The 19,092-nt window shown below is 41.8% G+C and carries 13 protein-coding genes; 10 read left to right on the forward strand and 3 right to left on the reverse strand.

The window, feature by feature from the left end:
- Positions 1-16: 16 nt before the first annotated feature.
- Genes GLIP_RS01890 through GLIP_RS01900 form a run of 3 tightly spaced genes read left to right on the forward strand, consistent with a single transcriptional unit; the run spans position 17 to position 7,438 of the window.
- The gene (locus GLIP_RS01890) at positions 17-1,432 is read left to right on the forward strand and encodes a hypothetical protein (protein WP_008842860.1); all 1,416 of its coding nucleotides are present in this window, start codon (positions 17-19) and stop codon (positions 1,430-1,432) included.
- The gene (locus GLIP_RS01895) at positions 1,429-5,676 is read left to right on the forward strand and encodes a hypothetical protein (RefSeq protein ID WP_008842861.1); all 4,248 of its coding nucleotides are present in this window, start codon (positions 1,429-1,431) and stop codon (positions 5,674-5,676) included. Before GLIP_RS01890 ends, GLIP_RS01895 begins: the two co-directional genes overlap by 4 nt.
- Before the next feature lie 19 nt (positions 5,677-5,695).
- Complete coding sequence (locus tag GLIP_RS01900) at positions 5,696-7,438, forward strand: eCIS core domain-containing protein (protein WP_008842862.1); 1,743 nt, start codon at positions 5,696-5,698, stop codon at positions 7,436-7,438.
- 48 nt (positions 7,439-7,486) lie between these two features.
- Here the strand turns inward: GLIP_RS01900 and GLIP_RS01905 are convergent, their stop codons facing one another.
- Both GLIP_RS01905 and GLIP_RS01910 read right to left on the reverse strand, forming a co-directional pair.
- The gene (locus GLIP_RS01905) at positions 7,487-8,422 is read right to left on the reverse strand and encodes a cation diffusion facilitator family transporter (protein WP_008842863.1); all 936 of its coding nucleotides are present in this window, start codon (positions 8,420-8,422) and stop codon (positions 7,487-7,489) included.
- An 18-nt stretch (positions 8,423-8,440) separates the two neighbouring features.
- On the reverse strand, positions 8,441-8,809 hold the full coding sequence (locus GLIP_RS01910) for a DUF3703 domain-containing protein (protein ID WP_008842864.1): 369 nt from the start codon (positions 8,807-8,809) through the stop codon (positions 8,441-8,443).
- Positions 8,810-8,892: 83 nt separating this feature from the next.
- Between GLIP_RS01910 and GLIP_RS01915 the strand changes: the two genes are divergently transcribed.
- The 3 genes from GLIP_RS01915 to katG all read left to right on the forward strand — a co-directional run bounded on the left by GLIP_RS01915 (position 8,893) and on the right by katG (position 12,136).
- On the forward strand, positions 8,893-9,282 hold the full coding sequence (locus tag GLIP_RS01915) for a Cd(II)/Pb(II)-responsive transcriptional regulator (RefSeq protein ID WP_008842865.1): 390 nt from the start codon (positions 8,893-8,895) through the stop codon (positions 9,280-9,282).
- Positions 9,283-9,337: 55 nt separating this feature from the next.
- Positions 9,338-9,676 (forward strand): P-II family nitrogen regulator, encoded by a 339-nt coding sequence (locus GLIP_RS01920; RefSeq protein WP_008842866.1) that lies wholly within the window; start codon positions 9,338-9,340, stop codon positions 9,674-9,676.
- A 237-nt stretch (positions 9,677-9,913) separates the two neighbouring features.
- Complete coding sequence (gene katG, locus GLIP_RS01925; protein WP_008842867.1) at positions 9,914-12,136, forward strand: catalase/peroxidase HPI; 2,223 nt, start codon at positions 9,914-9,916, stop codon at positions 12,134-12,136.
- A gap of 58 nt (positions 12,137-12,194) precedes the next feature.
- Here katG and GLIP_RS01930 read toward each other — a convergent pair whose 3' ends face one another.
- Positions 12,195-12,704 (reverse strand): lactoylglutathione lyase family protein, encoded by a 510-nt coding sequence (locus tag GLIP_RS01930; RefSeq protein WP_008842868.1) that lies wholly within the window; start codon positions 12,702-12,704, stop codon positions 12,195-12,197.
- Between the two features lie 98 nt (positions 12,705-12,802).
- Between GLIP_RS01930 and GLIP_RS01935 the strand changes: the two genes are divergently transcribed.
- The 4 genes from GLIP_RS01935 (at position 12,803) to GLIP_RS01950 (ending at position 18,992) form a co-directional block, all read left to right on the forward strand.
- Complete coding sequence (locus GLIP_RS01935; RefSeq protein WP_008842869.1) at positions 12,803-13,693, forward strand: LysR family transcriptional regulator; 891 nt, start codon at positions 12,803-12,805, stop codon at positions 13,691-13,693.
- A 171-nt stretch (positions 13,694-13,864) separates the two neighbouring features.
- Positions 13,865-15,262 carry a glucose-1-phosphate adenylyltransferase gene (glgC, locus tag GLIP_RS01940; RefSeq protein ID WP_008842870.1) on the forward strand — a complete coding sequence of 466 codons (1,398 nt, stop codon included), beginning with the start codon at positions 13,865-13,867 and terminating at the stop codon, positions 15,260-15,262.
- 78 nt (positions 15,263-15,340) lie between these two features.
- Complete coding sequence (locus GLIP_RS01945) at positions 15,341-15,688, forward strand: rhodanese-like domain-containing protein (protein ID WP_008842871.1); 348 nt, start codon at positions 15,341-15,343, stop codon at positions 15,686-15,688.
- A gap of 388 nt (positions 15,689-16,076) precedes the next feature.
- The gene (locus GLIP_RS01950) at positions 16,077-18,992 is read left to right on the forward strand and encodes a TonB-dependent receptor (protein WP_008842872.1); all 2,916 of its coding nucleotides are present in this window, start codon (positions 16,077-16,079) and stop codon (positions 18,990-18,992) included.
- The last annotated feature ends 100 nt before the right edge of the window (positions 18,993-19,092 follow it).

The raw sequence follows: 19,092 nt of genomic DNA on the forward strand, positions 1-19,092 counted from the left end.
TTATTGGAGAAATATTGTGAGCGCAGAAGCAATAGTGAATCAAACATCGGGCAGTGCCGGTTTAGCTAACCAAATATTGCCGGTGGATCCGTTTCGATCTCTGTATGTACATTTTGGCATGCTGTTGGGCGTCGATGATTTTCAAACCTTAGATGCCTATCATCGCGGTAAGATGTGGTATCACAACGCTTGGTTGCACGGTGAAGGAGTAGTGTGGGGTCTCGATGTGGTGTTGCCACACATAGATGATCCAGAATCAGACGAGATTGAGTTTTCTGGCGAGATAAAAGTATCGGCAGGTCTGGCGATGGATGGCGTTGGCAGAGAGCTGTTACTTGAACACGCAGCTTGCCTTAATCTTGCAGCTTGGTATGCAGCCAATCAAGATGACGTAGAATTACAACAAGTCATCGAAATAGATGAAGAAAGTGGCGATATTATATTCGATGCACACGTGACATTGGAATTTCAAGCCTGTTTGAGTCGTCAAGTACCAGCGTTAAGTGAGTCTTGTGATGCTAGTAGCACCTCAACAGCCTATTCTCGGGTTGTTGAAACGGTTAAAGTGATTTTAAGACCGGGTGAATACCAATCACCACATAACACTGATTATTATCGTCTAAATTTATTATTCGGCTTAGCACAGCCCAGAGAAGATGAGGATGGTGCTATTTTGGAGAGTGATGCTGATGTCCTTGCGGCTAAAGCAGAAATTCTCGCTGCCGACGAAAATGACAAAGCCGCACTGTGCCAAAAATGGTTCACACATTTTGCGGTGTTAGATGGTATTACTCTCAAACCTGACACTACGATTGGTACCACACAATTTGCTAGTTTTCCGCAACATACGCCAGCCAAAGTGCTGCTGGCAAATCTAAAAGGACTGCGACTACACAAGCAAGACGATGAATGGCAACTCATCGCTGGCGATGTTGATCCATTTGTTCGACCTTATTTATTGCCGACATCTGCTATTCAAAACTTATTATGTGGTGCAATTCATCCCGATGCTGAAATAGGCGAGAGTACACCTGATGCTCCTTCTGGCGATGCCGGTGGTCCTAGAATTGATGCTGAAAGTGTCACTATGCAAGGTACTGAATTGATTAAAATGAAGGTGGTCGGGTCACCACTGATGAAAGCAAGTGCAGATGCCAAAGGCATAACAGTGAGCGCATTTGATACCCGAGATGGTTGGGTTTCATGTGATATCAAACAGGTTACATATGATACCAGCGATAATAGTTTACACGTAGAGCTGCGTGATGCACCTGCTGGGGTTCTTGTTCGACTTATTGTTAAGGGGACGGGAGAAACACCCATATTAGGTCGTAATCGAATCCCGTTAGCAGGCGGTGTCGATAGCCCTGCTGGTACTGCCTATCAAGGCAATGATTTCATCTACATGTTTAAAACTAGGAGCGGATCATGAGCAGTCTTAACATTTCTAAAGTAGGTCAAAGTGCGTCTAATTCCGATGCTGGACACAATGTTATCGACAGCGCTAGTTCTTTGACTCGCTTAAACTATTTTGACGGTAAGTTTTTACGCGCCCCAGATTTACAACTTGAGCAATCTGCGTTGCTGAATCAAATTCGATTATCCAATCAATCTGCCGGCGGAGGCATTGTGAATGGATTTGACTGTGTGCTTGCCTCGGGGCAAAAAATAGCGATCAGTGCGGGTCTTGGATATGACTGGCAAGGCCGCGCACTGGTCTTGAGTCAAGATATCGAAATTGGGATTAATACATTACTCACTCAAGCTGCAACAACATCAATTAGCAGCGAATTAAAAAGTGAAGTACGCAGTAGCGATTTTAAAACCTGTGAAATAAGAGCTGCAGATTCTGGATCAAACAATGTGTTAAGCAAACAAGAGTTGTATTTGATCGTTGTAAATCATTTAGAGGCATTTTGTGGTGAAGAAGACGTATACGGTAAGTTGTGTTCTGAAGCTTGCATAAGCAGTACGCAACGAACTCATATAGTGGAAGGGATAAATATTCGAGCTGTGCCTTTTGCGCTCACCGAGCCACTTAAAGATTCGACACAAGTTACTATGGCACAGAAGCACCTGCGTTCACGCACTGTGTCAGCTTATTTCGAGCAAGAAAAAAATACCATTTCGTCGTTGATTAGCCAACAAGGACTTAATGCTGCAACTTGGTGTCTAGGTGCAGAAGCATTAAGTGGCGAAGGCATTGCCATTGGTATGTTATCTAAGGTAGGGGAAACCGTCGTATTTTTAGATGCCTGGGGTGTGCGTAGAGAGCGAATTGTACCGCCTCCTCAGCAATATTGGGCAGCGCGTATGGGAATGCGCAATTGGCAAATATATTTGGCGCAGATACTTCAGTTTCAATGTCATTTGCGAGACTGTTTAGGTAAATTTGATCCACTAGATCCTCCCTTGACTAGCGATCCTTGCGCGGATGAAAAAGCGTTAATTAAGACCGCAGCAGTAGACATGCAGCAATTGCTTTCTTACTACACTGACGTGTCAGCGAAACTCACGCAGATTGAGCGGCTTCCTCAGGCCAGTAAAGAATCGCAAGTTAACATTGCTACCTTGGACGTCGAAGCTTTAAGGGCCAGTATTGATCGATTACAGGCGGTCGGGAGTAGTCGGGTTAGTCAACAATTATTGATTGATTGCGGCATCGTTGAATTGCCTAGCGCCGGTTATCTTCCGGTGGTAGCAGACTCATCTATTTCGATAAACCAACAAGTTCGTCAACTGATGGGAAGAGGTGTCGATTTGCGGTTTTGTGCGGTGCGGGCAGATTATGTGCATCATGCACTTGAAGAAGCTCAGCATATGCAGCGCATTTGTTTGTTATCCGGCTTGGATAATCAGGCGAACATACAAGAAGTAGATATTCTTGTCCCCGAAGGACAGCTAAGCCAGTCTGAAAAGCCGGTTAAGCAACCGGGTTTTCAAGCACATCTTGATTCAACTGATGCGATGCTGGGGATGATGTTGCATTTGGTTGCTGATGCATTTAAAGATAGCTTAGATAAAAATAGTATTCGCGACGAAATGGTGATGCGATCTGCGTCCATGGGTCGCAATGTCAATGTCAGTGCGGTGAACGTTTCCGCTGGTAAACTCGATTTTGGTAAAGATATGACGGGCGCTGCTCGAGCTGAAAACCAAAATGGTAACTTAGGCTTTTATCTAGCCACAGAAAACTCTGCCTCTACAAGTGTTGAAGGACAAACGATAAAAACCGACATTAACTTGTGGGGACAAATGCAATCCAATCAGGATGTTTTTGCACTGTCGGCTGGTGGCAGAGCACAAGTGTCAGCGCGGTTTTTAATGGAAGCAAGTTTATTATATTCGGGCAACGATCGTGATATTGCATTGGATACGATTGTAGAACTGAATATTAGTGGACAGCTAATTATCGAAAAAGTGACGCCACGGGAAGGTACAACTAAGCTTTTTGGTCGTTTTGTTGGCGATAGCATTTTGCAATACACAACTACTCAGAATGGTGTACCTAAAACCCAAGTCTCCAGCGCCAGTTTAAATGATGACATTGTGTTGAGCCGTCAACTTACAGAACAGGGTTCTGCCATTGAAATTAGTATTCCAAGCCCTTCACTTTTTGGTAATTCGGATTTAGTAGATATGACTTACACTCAAGCGTGGAACGCTGCGGGTGAGTGCGAGGTGGTTGGCCAACTAACTACATTGGTGGAGGGAAAACCACAACAACGAAACTTTTTATCTGGCAAATTTATTCCAGACGATAACGCGTTGTCGCCCGGCAATCCATTTTACAATAAATCATTGGTCGCCTTAAAACAGATCGCGGGTGCACTAAACAATCAAGGGTTTGTTGAAACTGCTAGCCACCTATTGTTCCCACCGCCAGTGAGTGTGCCCAGCGAATTGATCGTTAAAGGTCAATATCCATGGGTTTTATTTCATCGAAGACGTTCTAAAGTGTGTGAAGGGGCCACCATTCCGGATGTTAATTTGGCATCCCGAAAATATCAAATTTATTTGCTAGAGTTAACAGCTGATGTAGATCTAGATAAAATATTTGCTTCATTAGAGCGTGGTTTTGAATCAACGGTAGCAAATGCTAAATCCATTGTTGAGGTAGAGTTTTCGGCCAGTTCAGCGGCAATTAATAGTGCGCACAATTCACTGCAACAGGCATGGAGAAGTGCCGTAGGCAGTAACGCACAAGTCGTGATTGCAGCGATTGCAAGTGGCGGAGATGTGGTCAATGAAGGTGATGCATTGGCAACCTCAAGAGTGAATAGTACTAATGCGGTGCTAGACGATGTAAGCGATTTTAAAACTGAATTACCCATAGTAGTAAAACAAACCTTGCCTACTGGTATGAGTGCCCAAGGACGCGATGGCGTTATTGTCTACTTTGCGCAACAACAACAAGATCAAGTCGAAACCGACTGTCATGCCGTGTATCAAGTACTGACTTCTGATCCCGATGCTATACCGCGCAGAATCAGTGACGCAGTGGCTAAATATCAACCCGGTTCAACTAATGTTACGTTGGACGATGTATTTAATTCTGATATTGCCAGGAAGTTAGACGTTAAACCCATGTTTAAATCAAAGACTGGGGATTTCACTTCAGAACAACAAGTGAGTAATGTCAAAAAAGTGTGGGAAGAAGCTGGAAATTATTTGATAACCCACGCTGGAGCCTTTCATCCTCAAGAGGATACGACATCAGCACAAGTGACTCTCAAACAAACCGAATCTATCGTAGATGTGTTAGGCATGTTAGCTGACAAGCCAGAGGATAATATGGCGACCTTTGCTATTCCTGGCGGCATGTTAGGTGAGTGTCAAAAAGCCACTGTTTTAGTTAGTGCTACACAATGTCATGAGGTCTTTTTAGTCGCTTCTTCAGCTTTGGACATAGAATTAATTCCAGGAGAGCAAGTAAATGAAGCCGAAAGTGCCGCGCTAGATCTAATTTTAGCTGAAGCCGATTCTGGAGTTGGACGTAATCAAGCAGCTTACTATCGACTCAATGCACTGCAATATTACTGGGATTCAATAAAAGTGGAAGCGGGCTCACAACAATTGTTTGTGAATAATTGGCAAGCACATCTGAGTCAAAACGTGGCTTTACAAGAAATGTTAAATAGTGCCAGTGCTATCTCGGTCTACTCTAGTGTAAAACCAAGTTTAGGAGAAGATGGAAGCCCTGAGCATATACCCAACGCTGACAATGCCAAAGCACAAAATGAGGTGCTCGCAGAATTGATGAGTCTGGGCGATGCAACGAATCATTTTGCACTCGCCAGTAAGCGCACATCTTTTCCAAGCAATTGTGCAGTCATTAGTTTTGTCATCTTAACACCCGGCCAAATAATCGGAGCAATTCCAGGCGATTTAGCCAAAATTGTTAGATTCGATGACAATAATGAGGTAGTCAAAGACGAAAAGTTTAATGCCGCTGTAAAGGAGTTGATTGAAAAAGAGACCCAAATAAAAACCATCGAACTGGTAAGCAAAGACGGTTCTGATGCAGCGGTGAAAGTCGCTGATACACAAGCCAGAGCACTCAAAAAAGTGCTACAAGCTGAAGGATTAGCCACACGAATGGCTACCATCAATGCTAGAGCACCCACTAGCGTGGAAAAGAACATGGAAAATAAACTGTTCTTAACGCGCAAGTGATTCTTCTGGAGGCAGGCAGATGTTAAAAACTCGTCCAAGTAATAACAGCCAGAATATTGATAATTCAGGTCACGCAAGCAAAAAAAATATTGCGTCCTCGCAGGTGGCGAATAGCAGTAATAAAGACGGTAGCGTAGAGCAACCGTCTGCACCGCTAATGAATCATCAATGGACACGTCTGATACAAAATGGAAGTACCGGGCCCACAATTCAGCGTAAGTGTGAAAGTTGCGAACAAGACGAACAAGATGCTTTGGCTTTACAACCCAAATTGCATATCGGCCCTGCAAACGATACGTATGAACAGGAGGCCGATACAGTCGCTGATGTGGTTATGCATAAGCCGGGCGTTAGTGTAGGCAATATATCGAGCTTAAAGCAGCGACAAACCTCCGCAAAAGCAGAAAGTTCAAATCATGACACGAGTCAGAAATCTACCGGGGATAGCAGTGGACTAGGTAATTACGTCAACTCACTTAATGGCAAAGGTCATGGAATGTCTAGGGTTGAAAATCGATTTTTCTCCCAGCGTTTTAATCGCTCATTTGACGACGTCCGTTTACACACCGATAGTGAAGCTAATCAGGCGGCTAAAGGAATACAGGCTAAGGCGTTTACTTATGGCAATCATATTGTGTTTAATCGCGGCGCTTATCAGGTAAACCAACCTAAAAGCATGCATTTAATGGCGCATGAACTTACTCACGTCGTCCAACAAGGTGGTGCGAATGGTACGCTCAACAAAAAGCCAATCGATGCCGTCAGCCATATTCAAAAAACACCAGAAGGAGAACTCACCCCCGAACAAGTAGGGCAAGATCCTGGTTTGTTATTGTGTTTTATTCTTTGTGAAATAGGTGTACCGCCTTCGATCTGGAGAACTGTGACAGGAATGGTATTACAGGCGGTTTGGGAGGAATATAAAGTACGCTATTCACAAGCTCAGGCGAATGTCGCATTTAGACGATTTCAGTTGGCGTTTAACGCGTATTCTCCGATCAAAGTTATCCAGTTTATTTTAACCTTTGCTGTTCAGGGTAAAATAGGTCTTATCCCTATTAGAGCCGCGGCCGCTACTGCCATTAAACGTAGATTAGAAGCAATGCTGATCGCGCGGGGAGCTACAACTGCTGGTTTAGTTGCCGCCGAACAAATTGCCAGAAAAGTGGTGATTGTTATTGAAGTTGCTATCGCCGCAGGATGTGGTTTGTATTGTGGTTCGATGGCATTGGGTCGTGCAATAGTGGCACTGACTGAAGCTGCTGCAGAAGGTATTGTTGCATTTGCTGAAGGGCTAGAAACGGCTGGCGAAATTATGGGTTCTATTGTCGGGGGGATCGCGACCGAATTATTTGTACGTCCAATATTTACCAGTTTAGCAGTGGCGGATATTTACAATTGGGATTTGGCTGGAATGCCGGGGTCTACTCGAGCTGATATGTTAGTGATGGGATGGTATTTATCCTCTCAGCTAAATGGTGAAGATATGGATACGTTACTTACCCAAATAGCCAAACCAATAAACCAATATCCTAATGATTTTCAAGACTTAATTTTTCAAACTATGGCTGAGATTGCCAGTGAACGGGATGAATTAAATGAAGAACCATTAGAGTTCACGCCTTACAGTATTCTCCGTCAGAGCCCCATTGTGTTTATACGGTTATTAAACGAAGAGGGGTATCTGCTTTTTAATCAAGATCCAAATGATGTAGCCGACGCCATGATTTATGGTGGTGATGAAGCGGAAACACAGGACTAGCGACTGCAATAAGATGGCATTTGCCTACAACTCCTAACGACAGAACTTTTATTTGTCTCTACATACTTCATCTGAAAATTCAAATTCGATTGTCGTATGCGCCAAGCCAAAAGGTGATAGCTGCTCATTTAAGTCTGCTTTTAGCGCTTTCATTTGTTGAATCCCAATCTGCTCATTTAACACTAAATGCGCAGTCATAACGTGCTTTTCGCCATCCAATGACCAAATATGTAAGTGGTGCACATCATCTATGCTATCAGGTGACATAAGAATATCTTTTACGTTGTCATGGGTAGACTTGTCGGGCGTAGCTTGTAAAAAAAGCACTAGTGTAACTTTCAGGTTTTTTACCACGTTAATGAGAATGAATAAGGTAAATGCAATAGATAAAATCGGATCTAAAATTGGCCACGGTTTAAACATTAACACCACAGACACTATCAATACCGCTACCCAACCCAGCACATCTTCCATTAAATGCCAATTCAACACCCGTTCATTGAGCGTTTCACCTGCACTTAGTTTAAATGCTGCATAACCATTTACAGCGACACCAAAAATGGCTAACACAAACATACCTTCTGTTTGCGGCATTTCCGGATTACTAAGTCTGGGAATTGCTTCGAACAATATCCAAACTGCCCCAACGATCAATATCAGACTGTTGAGTAACGCTCCTAGCAATGAAAAGCGTCTAAACCCGTAGGTGAAAACGGGGTTAGCATCTTTTTCACCTAATTTATTTAGCCCCCAAGCTGTGCCAATCGCTAAACTATCACCTAAATCATGCACAGCGTCAGCCATAATTGCGGTACTGTTAGTTAACCAACCACCAATGAATTCAATAATGGTAAAAGTCACGTTTAAAAAGAACGCCCAACCAATTCTTTCTGAGGCAGTATGGTGATGGGCATGACTATGACCGTGAGAATGACCGTGAACATGAGCGTGAGAATGACTCGAATTGTGGTTGTGGTTTTCCATTCAGTTACTCTTTGATTTTCAATCTGAGATCTTTTGTTCTATCGCATCAATGATGCGTTTATTTTGCGCAGATATTGGCATAGATGTAAAAGGACCAACATTTGCCCCGCCAGTATTGCCGGAGGGTAATAACCCAAAGCAAGTTTTGGTTAAGGCGCCGAAAATACGCAATATTTGCCCGAAAACTTCCACAATATCTCTTTTTTCGAAGCCATGCTTTAGCATCAAGTAGTGTACTAAACAATGTAAGTACGTAGACTTTTGCCCGATAACATGAGCGTCTTCTAATAAATTAAAGGCCTGCGCATGATTGCCAACCATGTTAGCTTGTTTGGCTAATTGAATTTTGTGTAGCACATGAGGCTTTGCATGTTTTGTATACTGCATAGATTATTTTGACCACGTTGATGGTTAATGGAATACAGTGTAAAGTCTATACCTACTATAGAGTCAAGAGGGCAGAGGCGAAAATGAAGATAGGTGAGCTCGCAAATAAATCTGGCTGCTCCGTGCAAACTATCCGTTTCTACGAAAAGCAAAAGTTACTCAAACAGCCACTGCGAAACACCAGTAATTATCGCGAATACGATCTAAATGCGTTGAAGCAGTTAACCTTTATTCGTCAATGTCGCTCACTTGATATTTCGATTAGTGAAATACAGCAGTTGATTGCAATGCGTTCACAGCCAGATAAAAGTTGTAAAACAGTGAATGATATGGTCAACAGTCATATCCAAGAAGTTAGTGTTCGTATCAGCGAATTGGAAAATTTAAAAGTTGCTTTATCCGAGATCGCATCTGCTTGCTCCGATGGACATTCAGTGAGTAACTGTGGTGTATTAAAAAAGCTTGAAATTTAATAGTTTCAATATACATTGCCAATGAATATTGTTGCCCAATAAAATAGGAATTTGAATGAAAAAAATAGAAGCGATTATTAAACCTTTTAAACTCGATGATGTAAGAGCTTCTTTAACCGAAGCCGGTGTATCTGGGCTTACGGTGACAGAGGTGAAAGGGTATGGCAGGCAAAAAGGACATACAGAAACGTATCGTGGCGCAGAATATAATGTGGATTTTTTACCGAAGGTAAAAATAGAAGTAGTTGTTCCGGACGCAGATGTTGATCGTTGTATTGAGGCGATTATGGAAGTTGCCGCGACTGGAAAAATAGGCGACGGAAAAATTTTTGTTACGCCAGTTGCTCAGGCTATCCGAATTCGTACCGGAGAACAAAACGACGAGGCGGTCTAATAGTTTTGGATTCTATTTATAATATTAGTTTTCAGTGTAAGCAGAAAATAAGTTCTGCTTACACAGCTCGTCGCAAGCTCTAACTGCTAAAAATACTTTTCTCAAGATAAAATGTTATCAGATTGTAAAAATAGATTGGACTAATCTATTTTTCCTATAATTTCTCGCTCCTTATTACGTAGATTTAAGTCTATAGTTTCCTCGATTACCCGTATAATAGTCATTCAGGACAAAACTATGCTCAAATCTAAATTACCCGTGCTCACTGCGCTAAGTCTGGTTTTTTCTGCCTTTAGTGCAACTCAAATCAGCGCTGCTGAAACGCAACAAAATATGCACTTTTGGTGGCCAGATAAACTCAATCTACAACCCTTACGCCAACAAGATCCGCGGTCAAACCCGTATGGTGAAGATTTCAACTACGCCGAAGCATTCAAAACCTTGGATTTGGATGCGGTAAGAAAAGATATAAAAGACGTTCTAACGAACTCACAACCTTGGTGGCCTGCTGATTATGGGCACTATGGCCCATTCTTTGTGCGCATGGCGTGGCACAGTACTGGTACATATCGAATGTCAGACGGGCGAGGCGGTGGTGCTGGTGGACAACAACGTTTCGAACCACTCAATAGTTGGCCTGATAATGTTGGTTTGGATAAAGCGCGAAGGTTACTTTGGCCTATCAAACAAAAGTATGGACGCAAAATTTCTTGGGCCGATTTAATGGTGTTAACTGGCAATGTTTCCATGCAATCAATGGGGTTCAAAATATTTGGCTTTGCCGGTGGCCGAGAAGATGATTGGGAGCCTGACATGGTGTTCTGGGGGCCGGAGACAACTTGGCTGGCAGACGAACGCTATAGCGGTGATAGAGAGCTTCAAAAGCCGCTTGCGGCAGTTCAAATGGGACTGATTTATGTTAATCCGGAAGGCCCCAATGGCAATCCAGATCCTTTGCTTGCCGCAAAAGATATCAGAGAAACTTTTGGTCGTATGGCAATGAACGACGAAGAAACCGTGGCCCTCATTGCTGGTGGGCATACGTTTGGTAAGGCACATGGCGCTCACAAACCCGAGGAGTGTTTAGATGCCGAACCTGCTGCGGCTGGTATTGAAGAGCAAGGTTTTGGATGGAAAAATAAATGTGGGAAAGGACATTCTGAAGACACCATAACCAGCGGATTGGAAGGGGCTTGGTCGGTCAATCCTACGGCTTGGACGCATCAATATTTAGATAACCTTTTCGGCTTCGAATGGGTCAAAACGAAAAGCCCAGCGGGCGCTACTCAGTGGATACCTAAAGACAACGGCGGGGCAAATATGGTCCCTGATGCCCACGACTCTACTAAACGTCACGCGCCTATTATGTTTACAACCGACTTGGCTTTAAAGTTCGATCCAAGTTATCGAAAAATAGCAAAACGATTCCATGAAGATCCCAAAGAGTTTGAATTAGCTTTCTCTAAAGCCTGGTTCAAATTAACCCATCGCGATATGGGACCAAGAGCACGTTACATAGGAGAAGATGCGCCAAAAGTAGACCTAATTTGGCAAGATCCGCTGCCAGAGGTTGACTACAAACCTATCAGCGAACGCGACGTGAAAAAGCTCAAAGCGGCAATCATGGACTCAGGTCTTTCTATTTCTGACCTAGTTAGAACTGCATGGGCGTCTGCTGCTAGTTTCCGAGCAACTGATATGCGTGGGGGAGCTAACGGCGCAAGAATTCGCCTTGCACCACAAAAAGATTGGGAAGTGAATAACCCGCAAGAATTAGCACGGGTGTTAAGTCAATTAGAGGACGTGCAAACGAAATTTAATAAAAAGTTAAGTCGTGGCAAAAAAGTCTCATTAGCTGATGTGATAGTGTTAGGTGGCGCAGCGGCCATTGAAAAAGCGGCTAAAAATGCGGGTTACACCGTGGATGTGCCTTTCACACCGGGACGAGTCGATGCGACACAGGAATTAACCGATGTCGAAGCATTCGAAGTGCTTGAATTACATGCAGATGGTTTCCGAAATTACTATGCGCAAGATAGTGCTTATTCTCCTGCTGTGATGTTGGTTGACAGAGCTAATACGTTAAATCTCACGGTCCCTGAAATGACCGTACTAGTGGGCGGAATGCGTTCGCTAGGCGCAAATGCAGATCTGAGTCGTCACGGCGTATTAACCGACAATACAGATAGTTTAAGCAACGACTTCTTTGTCAATCTTTTGGATATGTCGACAAAGTGGTCAAAGTCAGACAATCAGGCAGGGTTGTATGAAGGACGGGATTGGGCTTCTGAAAAATTAAAGTGGACAGCCACCCCAGTTGATCTTGTATTTGGATCTAATTCTGAACTTCGCGCTGTTTCTGAAGCGTTTGCTTCTAATGATGCGAAGCAACAATTTGTAGATGACTTTGTTAATGCGTGGAGTAAAGTGATGACGGCCGACAGATTTGATGTGAAATAAATCAATGACGTCAAACCAAGAACGGCAACACTAATGTTGCCGTTTCTTTTATTTAGATTTAATTATATGCACCACTTGAATAAATAAGTTCATAACTGTGACTATAAATTTCTAAAATATTTCCGAACGGGTCTTCCATGTAAATCATGCGGTATGGTTTTTCGCCGGGATAATAGTATCTTGGTTCTGGCATGCGTTTTTTGCCGCCTGCTGCAACGATTTTATCGGCTAAGCCTTCTACATCAGGATCTTGTACACAAAAATGGAATATACCAGTTTTCCAGTATTCGAAATTGTCCTCGGGATTCTGCTGGTTATTGAATTGGAAAATTTCTACGCCAATTCGGTCTCCTGTGGATAAATGTGCGATCTTAAAACTTTTCCATCCAGCACCAAATACATCAGTACACATTTCACCAATTGGACTGGTGTCTTCTTGTATTTCAGTTGGTTCCATAATTAAGTACCAACCTAGGGTTTGGGTATAAAACTCAACCGCTTTATCAAGGTCTGGCACAGATATGCCTATGTGTGAAAAAGAGCGAGGATATTGTTTAGTAAGGCTCATTAAATTTACTCCGTAAGGTTATGTTGAATACATAGTACAAAGTATTTTTGATTGTGATAAATTATCAATAATTATTATTTTGATAACAAAAAATTATCATGTTAAATCCCATTTGGTTAAACACATTTAAAACTTTGATAGAAACACGTCATTTCACGCGGACCGCTGAAATTTTACATATGACACAGCCCGGTGTTAGCCAACATATTCAGAAGTTAGAAGAGGCGTGTGGCTATAGTTTAATAAAAAGGCAAAACAAAACATTCGACTTAACGTTGCAAGGCGAGCTCTTGCATAAATATGTAATAAAAATGCAGCGTCAAGAAGCTGAATTTATGGAAACCTTAAATGCGAATGATAAAACCTCGGGAGACTGCTTTATTTCCTGTTCGGGATCGTTAGCTACTTTATTATTTTCTGACTTTATTGCATTACAGTGTCAGTACCCGAATTTAGTTGTGCACCTTGAAGCCGCGCCTAATAATCGTATCTTGCAACAGATCTTAAACGGAGAATCTGATTTAGGCATAGTGACTCAACGGCCAGACTCATTGTTATTTTCTGATGAAATTATAGGACAGGAAGAATTAGTCATGGTTTTTCCGAGCTCAACGACGATAACAAACACCAATTTAGTAACCACCATGATGTCGCTAGGTCTGATTCGTCATCCTGATATAGACCATTATTTGCGTTTGTATTTAGCCCATTGTGAGCAACAAGTTTTGACGAACTTTGATGTGAGGAAAATCAAAACCAAAGGATACGTCAACCAGATTCAACAAATTTTGCTGCCGGTTAGTAAAGGACTAGGGTTTACGGTTTTACCGCGCTCCACAGTGGAGAGCTATGCAACACCTGAGCAATTACATATTTTCGATATGAGTCATGTGGTGGCAGAAACCCTATATTTGGTTACTAAACATAAGCGTGAATTGCCAGCTAGGTTTGAATTAATTAAATCCAAAATTAAACATGTCTTAAACTAAAATCATTGACTACTGTGCATTAAGAATTATAACTGAGTTACAAATTGTATAAAAAACTTCACATTATTTTTAGATTATTTGACTAGTATCAATGCTAGCTTCTGAAAAGATGCTTTAATTATTAATGTGGACAGGTGGTTCGTCCTATTAAATTCAATAGTGAGGTAAACCATGTCATTTGCAACACACTTAAATATGTCTCGAATTATCGATGATACCTTTGTGGTCTTATTGGCCGGCGGAAAGGGGACTCGACTCCACGAATTAACTGAATCACGCTCCAAGCCCGCGCTAGAGTTTGGATGCAATCATCGCATCATAGATTTTCCATTATCAAATTGTGCCAATTCAGGTCTTAAAAGAATCGGTGTGGTCACCCAGTATAAAGCGCAGTGTCTAATACGTCATTTAGTAAACGGTTGGTCGAATTACCATCGTGGATTTAATACGTTTCTGGAAATTATGCCCGCTTCTCAACAAGTTAATAATGATTGGTACAGTGGCACAGCTGATGCGCTTTATCAAAATATTGATTTTCTAAAATCCACACAAGCAAAATTTATTTTAGTATTGTCTGGCGATCATATTTATAAAATGGATTATCGTACTTTACTAACTAAACACGTTGAATCAGGTGCGGATATGACGGTGTCATGCTGCGAAGTTCCAAAACATGAAGCAGCTGGTCAATTTGGTGTTATGAACGTGGACGCTGAAGATAAGGTTATTTCTTTTGAAGAAAAACCGTCTAATCCTAAAGTGCTAAAAAACTCTGCAGGGATGGTTTTAGCTTCGATGGGAAATTATGTATTTAATATTGATTTTTTGGTGCAACAACTCGAAAGAGACGCAAAAAGTGTTGTTTCAAAACACGATTTTGGCAAGGACATAATCCCTAAACTCATTCAACAATTTCATATTCAGGCACAACGGTTCCATTCACCAGATAATGTTAAAACTGACTATTGGAAAGACGTAGGAACCTTAGATGCCTATTGGCAGGCAAATATGGCTTTGTTAGAGCAAAATCCCAGTGCAAAAGTGCATGATGTAAATTGGCCAATTTGGAGCAGTCCGAGTTGCAATGCGCCAACACATTTTAGAGGTGGCAAATTGGGTGGTATTGCGAATATTAAGGATACGCTGCTTGCCAATGGCGTTACACTAAATGAGTGTACAATCAGTCGTTCATTGTTGAGTCATAATGTGACGGTTGAAGCAGGCGCTAATTTAACAGGTGCAGTGATCTTACCGAATGTGAAAGTGGGTAAAAATGTTGTATTAAATCATTGTATTATAGATCAAAATTGCGAAATTCCAGCCGGAATAAAGATCGGATTAAACCTACATGATGATGAACATCGTGGCTTCAGGATCAGTCAACAGGGGGTTGTATTAGTGAATCAAAAGATGATTGATAATTTAACCCGCAAACAACCTAAAAATAGCTTTCATCGACCCCATAGAGAGCAACTCCCTAAAAACTCAATGCAACAAACGCTCTCCCAATCCACCCTCAATTATGACGTCGAGAGTACTAACGAAAATAACTCGCTTTCCATGTTTTGACGAGCATCATCAAGCGGCTTTAAAATTTGAAGTAGTCCTTTAGTTGCAATAGTTTGAATATATTTGATAGGAGGAGTAATGCTTAAAACGATCTCAACCCTATTACAGGAAGTAAAACAAAATGTGCGTATGGTGACTGCAAAAAATGCTAAAGCGGAACAATCGCAAAATAATGGGCATATCATTGACGTGCGTGAACCTGAGGAGTTCCAAGCCGATTCAGCACTAGGGGTGATCAACATTCCTCGCGGTTTATTGGAAGTGAAAATGCTAGAACTTGAACCTGACCCTAACCGCGCAATTTATTTACACTGTGGTACTTCTCTTCGCGCAGCATTGGGAGCAGAGCAACTCGCGCGAGTGGGTTATCAAAATGTCAGTGTTATTACCTGTCCATTGGAAGAAATAAAAAAGGTCTGCTGTTAAAAGCAAAACACCTTTAAATTAGCGTGTTTAATTAACCGTAAACAGGCCATTAATCGAAAAGTACACTTAAGTGTACTTTTTTGTTTCTTGTCGTTTTTATCGATGTTTTATGTAGAGTTAATACAAGCAAAAACGCGTCTTTATAGCAGCAACATTCCCACTTTTTTGCAACCAAATTTCAATATTTGGTTGAGATAATATGCTTATGGCACTCAACTAAATCATTTAAGTGAAATCGCTTTCTTAATTCCTAAATGTTATAAAGGTTGGGTTTTATTGCTATCTTAATCAATTAAGAAAAAACTTGATTTAACAAAGTTTGTTAATTATTATTAACATTAGCGTAACACCTACGCGCAACAATTAGAGTTGATAAAGGGCACACATAATGATCACTAAAAAAATTTTTAAACCCGCACTGCTTTCTGTCGCTGTTTCAGCAGCAATGTGTTCGGGTCAGGCACTTGCACAAGATGCAAGTGCGCAGGACGATAATGTTGAAGTAATTGCTGTAAAAGGTATTCGCGGTTCATTGATTCGCGCACAAGCAGTAAAAATGGATAACAGTTCCATCGTTGAAGCAATATCTGCTGAAGATATTGGTAAGTTACCCGATTCATCCATCGCTGAGTCATTAGCACGTTTACCCGGTATGGCTGGTGAGAGAGTTGGCGGAAGAACATCAGGTATTTCAGTACGCGGTTTTAAAGAAGATTTTACGGGTACGTCGCTCAACGGTCGTGAATTGATCGGTATAGGTGATAACCGTGGTGTGGAATACGATTTGTATCCATCAGAAATCATGACAGGTGCCACCATTTATAAAACAACTGATGCAACTTTGATGGTGCAGGGTATCGGTGGTACGGTTGATTTACAGACTGTAAGACCACTGCAAGCTTCTGAAACTCTTACCATTAATGGTAATTATGAGATAGCTGGTCGTGATTCAGACAATCCTGAATTTGATAATAAAGGGCACAGGTTGTCGTTGTCTTTTGTCGAAAAGTTTGCCGATGACACGATCGGGCTCGCGGTTGCGTTGGCTACCACTGAGTCACCCAATAACCAACGTAAATATGGTGTTTGGGGTTATGGCACAAATGATGACGGACAAATAACACCTTCAGGGCTTGATACACAGGCTATTAGCTCAGTGTTAGAGCGCGATACTATTTCCGTGGTTTTACAATTCCAACCGACAGACGATTTGGATATTGTAGTTGATGCTTTAGATATTAGTTATTCAGACTCTGGCGTAATTCGTGGTTTTATCGAACCATTCAATGTGGGAACCGTTACCGGTAGCGGCATTAATACGTCAGGTACACAAATTGAAGCTAACCCTGTACTTCGTACTGACCCAGCGCAAAAAGACGGTGATTTACAAGTATTGGGTTTGAACATTGAATATCACCTAAACGACAGCTGGTCAGTTGAATTAGATGCCGCCAAGAGTGAATCATCTAAGCGTGATCTACGCGGCGAATCTTATGCTGGTTTAGCGCGTTCAGGCACACTGACTAATGAAGAGCTGGGTTCTCGTGAATTTGTTATGAGCCAAGATGGTGTGTTTTTCACAAGTTCTACTGGCTTAGAAGCCTTTTCAGATCCTACTGCACTGCAATTAACTGGTCCTCAAGTGTGGGGTGGTGGTCTTGCTAATTTAGCCGATGAGTTTACCTACGACGATACTAGTATCGTGCAAGCAAATGGTAACCCTTATGACTACTTTAATGGTCAAGATGGTTTCTTAAACTACGCGGATTTTAAAGAAGAACTAACCACCATTAAGCTAGAAGCAACTGGGTTATTAGACGGTGAGGTTTTCCATCAGGTTACTTTTGGTATCAATTATAGTGACCGTTATAAAGACAAAGAAAACAAAGGATTCTTTGCTAAATCAAGCGCTTTCCCATTATCTACAGCCATTCCAACCGAGTACTTGTATGACGGCTTAGCTGATTTGACTTGGGCTGGCCTAGGTATGGTTGTTGCCTATGATGGCTTCGCACCTTACAACGATGGAACTTATACCCAATACGACGCAGGCTTGTTGGAGCCTGATCGCTTAGGTGATACTTATGTGGTTGAAGAAGAAGTCACTACCTTGTATGCAAAAGTCGACTTTGGTACTGAAATTGGTGATTTTCCGGTAACCGGTAATGTTGGTTTGCAATATGTGCAAACTGACCAGTCTTCATCAGGTTACACTGGGGTTGTAGGCTCTAATTTTGCAGTGTGTGATGCAAACGGTGATGGTCAAATTGACAGTGATTGTTTAGTGTCTGTTAGTACAGATTACAGTCATGTTTTACCGAGCTTGAATGTTACAGTTGAAGTGGCAGATAACCAGTTTGTGCGCTTTGCGGCTAATAAAGCCATCAGCCGTGCACGTATCGATCAAATGAAAGCCTCTGCTTTTGTGAAGTTTGATCAAAATATTGATTTGATTGCTATTCCAAACACCATTGAAGATGTGAATGAGTATGGGTCGCCCTGGTCTAAGTCGGCAGGTAATCCGTCATTAAAACCGTTAGAGTCAAATAACTTCGATATTTCTTATGAACATTACTTTGAAGACGAAGGGTATTTATCTGCGGCATTATTCTACAAAGATTTAGTCAATTTAACTCGTGATGGAAGCTTCTTAATCAACTTCCGTAATGACGAGACAAATGAAGGCGCTGATTACTTTATCCCTGGATTCCATGACCGTATCATTGACCGTGACGGAACCTATGGCCCCGCTGGTATTGTGTATGAAGAGGGTGACTTAGTCACACCACCGGATTATGGCACATTCTCGTATTTTGAAGATGGCTTAGAAGGATCTGTTAAAGGATTGGAATTGACGGCTAATCTGCCTTTCAATATGTTTGCAGATGCACTTGATGGATTTGGTATTGCAGCTTCAGCTACCTTCATTGATGCTAAGCTAGATGATGGTTCACCTATTGTTGGTCAATCTGACAGAACCTACTCGTTAACCGCATACTATGTGTTAGGTGGCTTTGAAGTACGTGTCGCAGGAACAGATCGCTCCGAATTCAGCACGTATCAGCGTGGTGGTTCTAACAAAATTGATACTGCAACTCGTAATGCTGTGACCTTGGTAGATGCGCAAATCAGTTACGATTTTGAAGACTCTGATATTGACTACTTACAAGGTTTACGGATTTCATTGCAAGGCACTAACTTAACCGATGTAGATGAAGAAAACATTGATGATAACGGTATTGTTACCTTGCGTCGACAATTTGGTCCGTCATACATGTTGAACTTCAATTATTCATTTTATTAATTTAAATTGATTTAAGTAATTTAACTAACCTCAAAAGTTTCACGGCTTTTGAGGTTTTTTACATTTAGGCTATTTGCTTTTAAAGTGTTAGTTATCACAA

The organism is Aliiglaciecola lipolytica E3 (assembly GCF_000314975.1).
Lineage (GTDB): Bacteria > Pseudomonadota > Gammaproteobacteria > Enterobacterales > Alteromonadaceae > Aliiglaciecola > Aliiglaciecola lipolytica.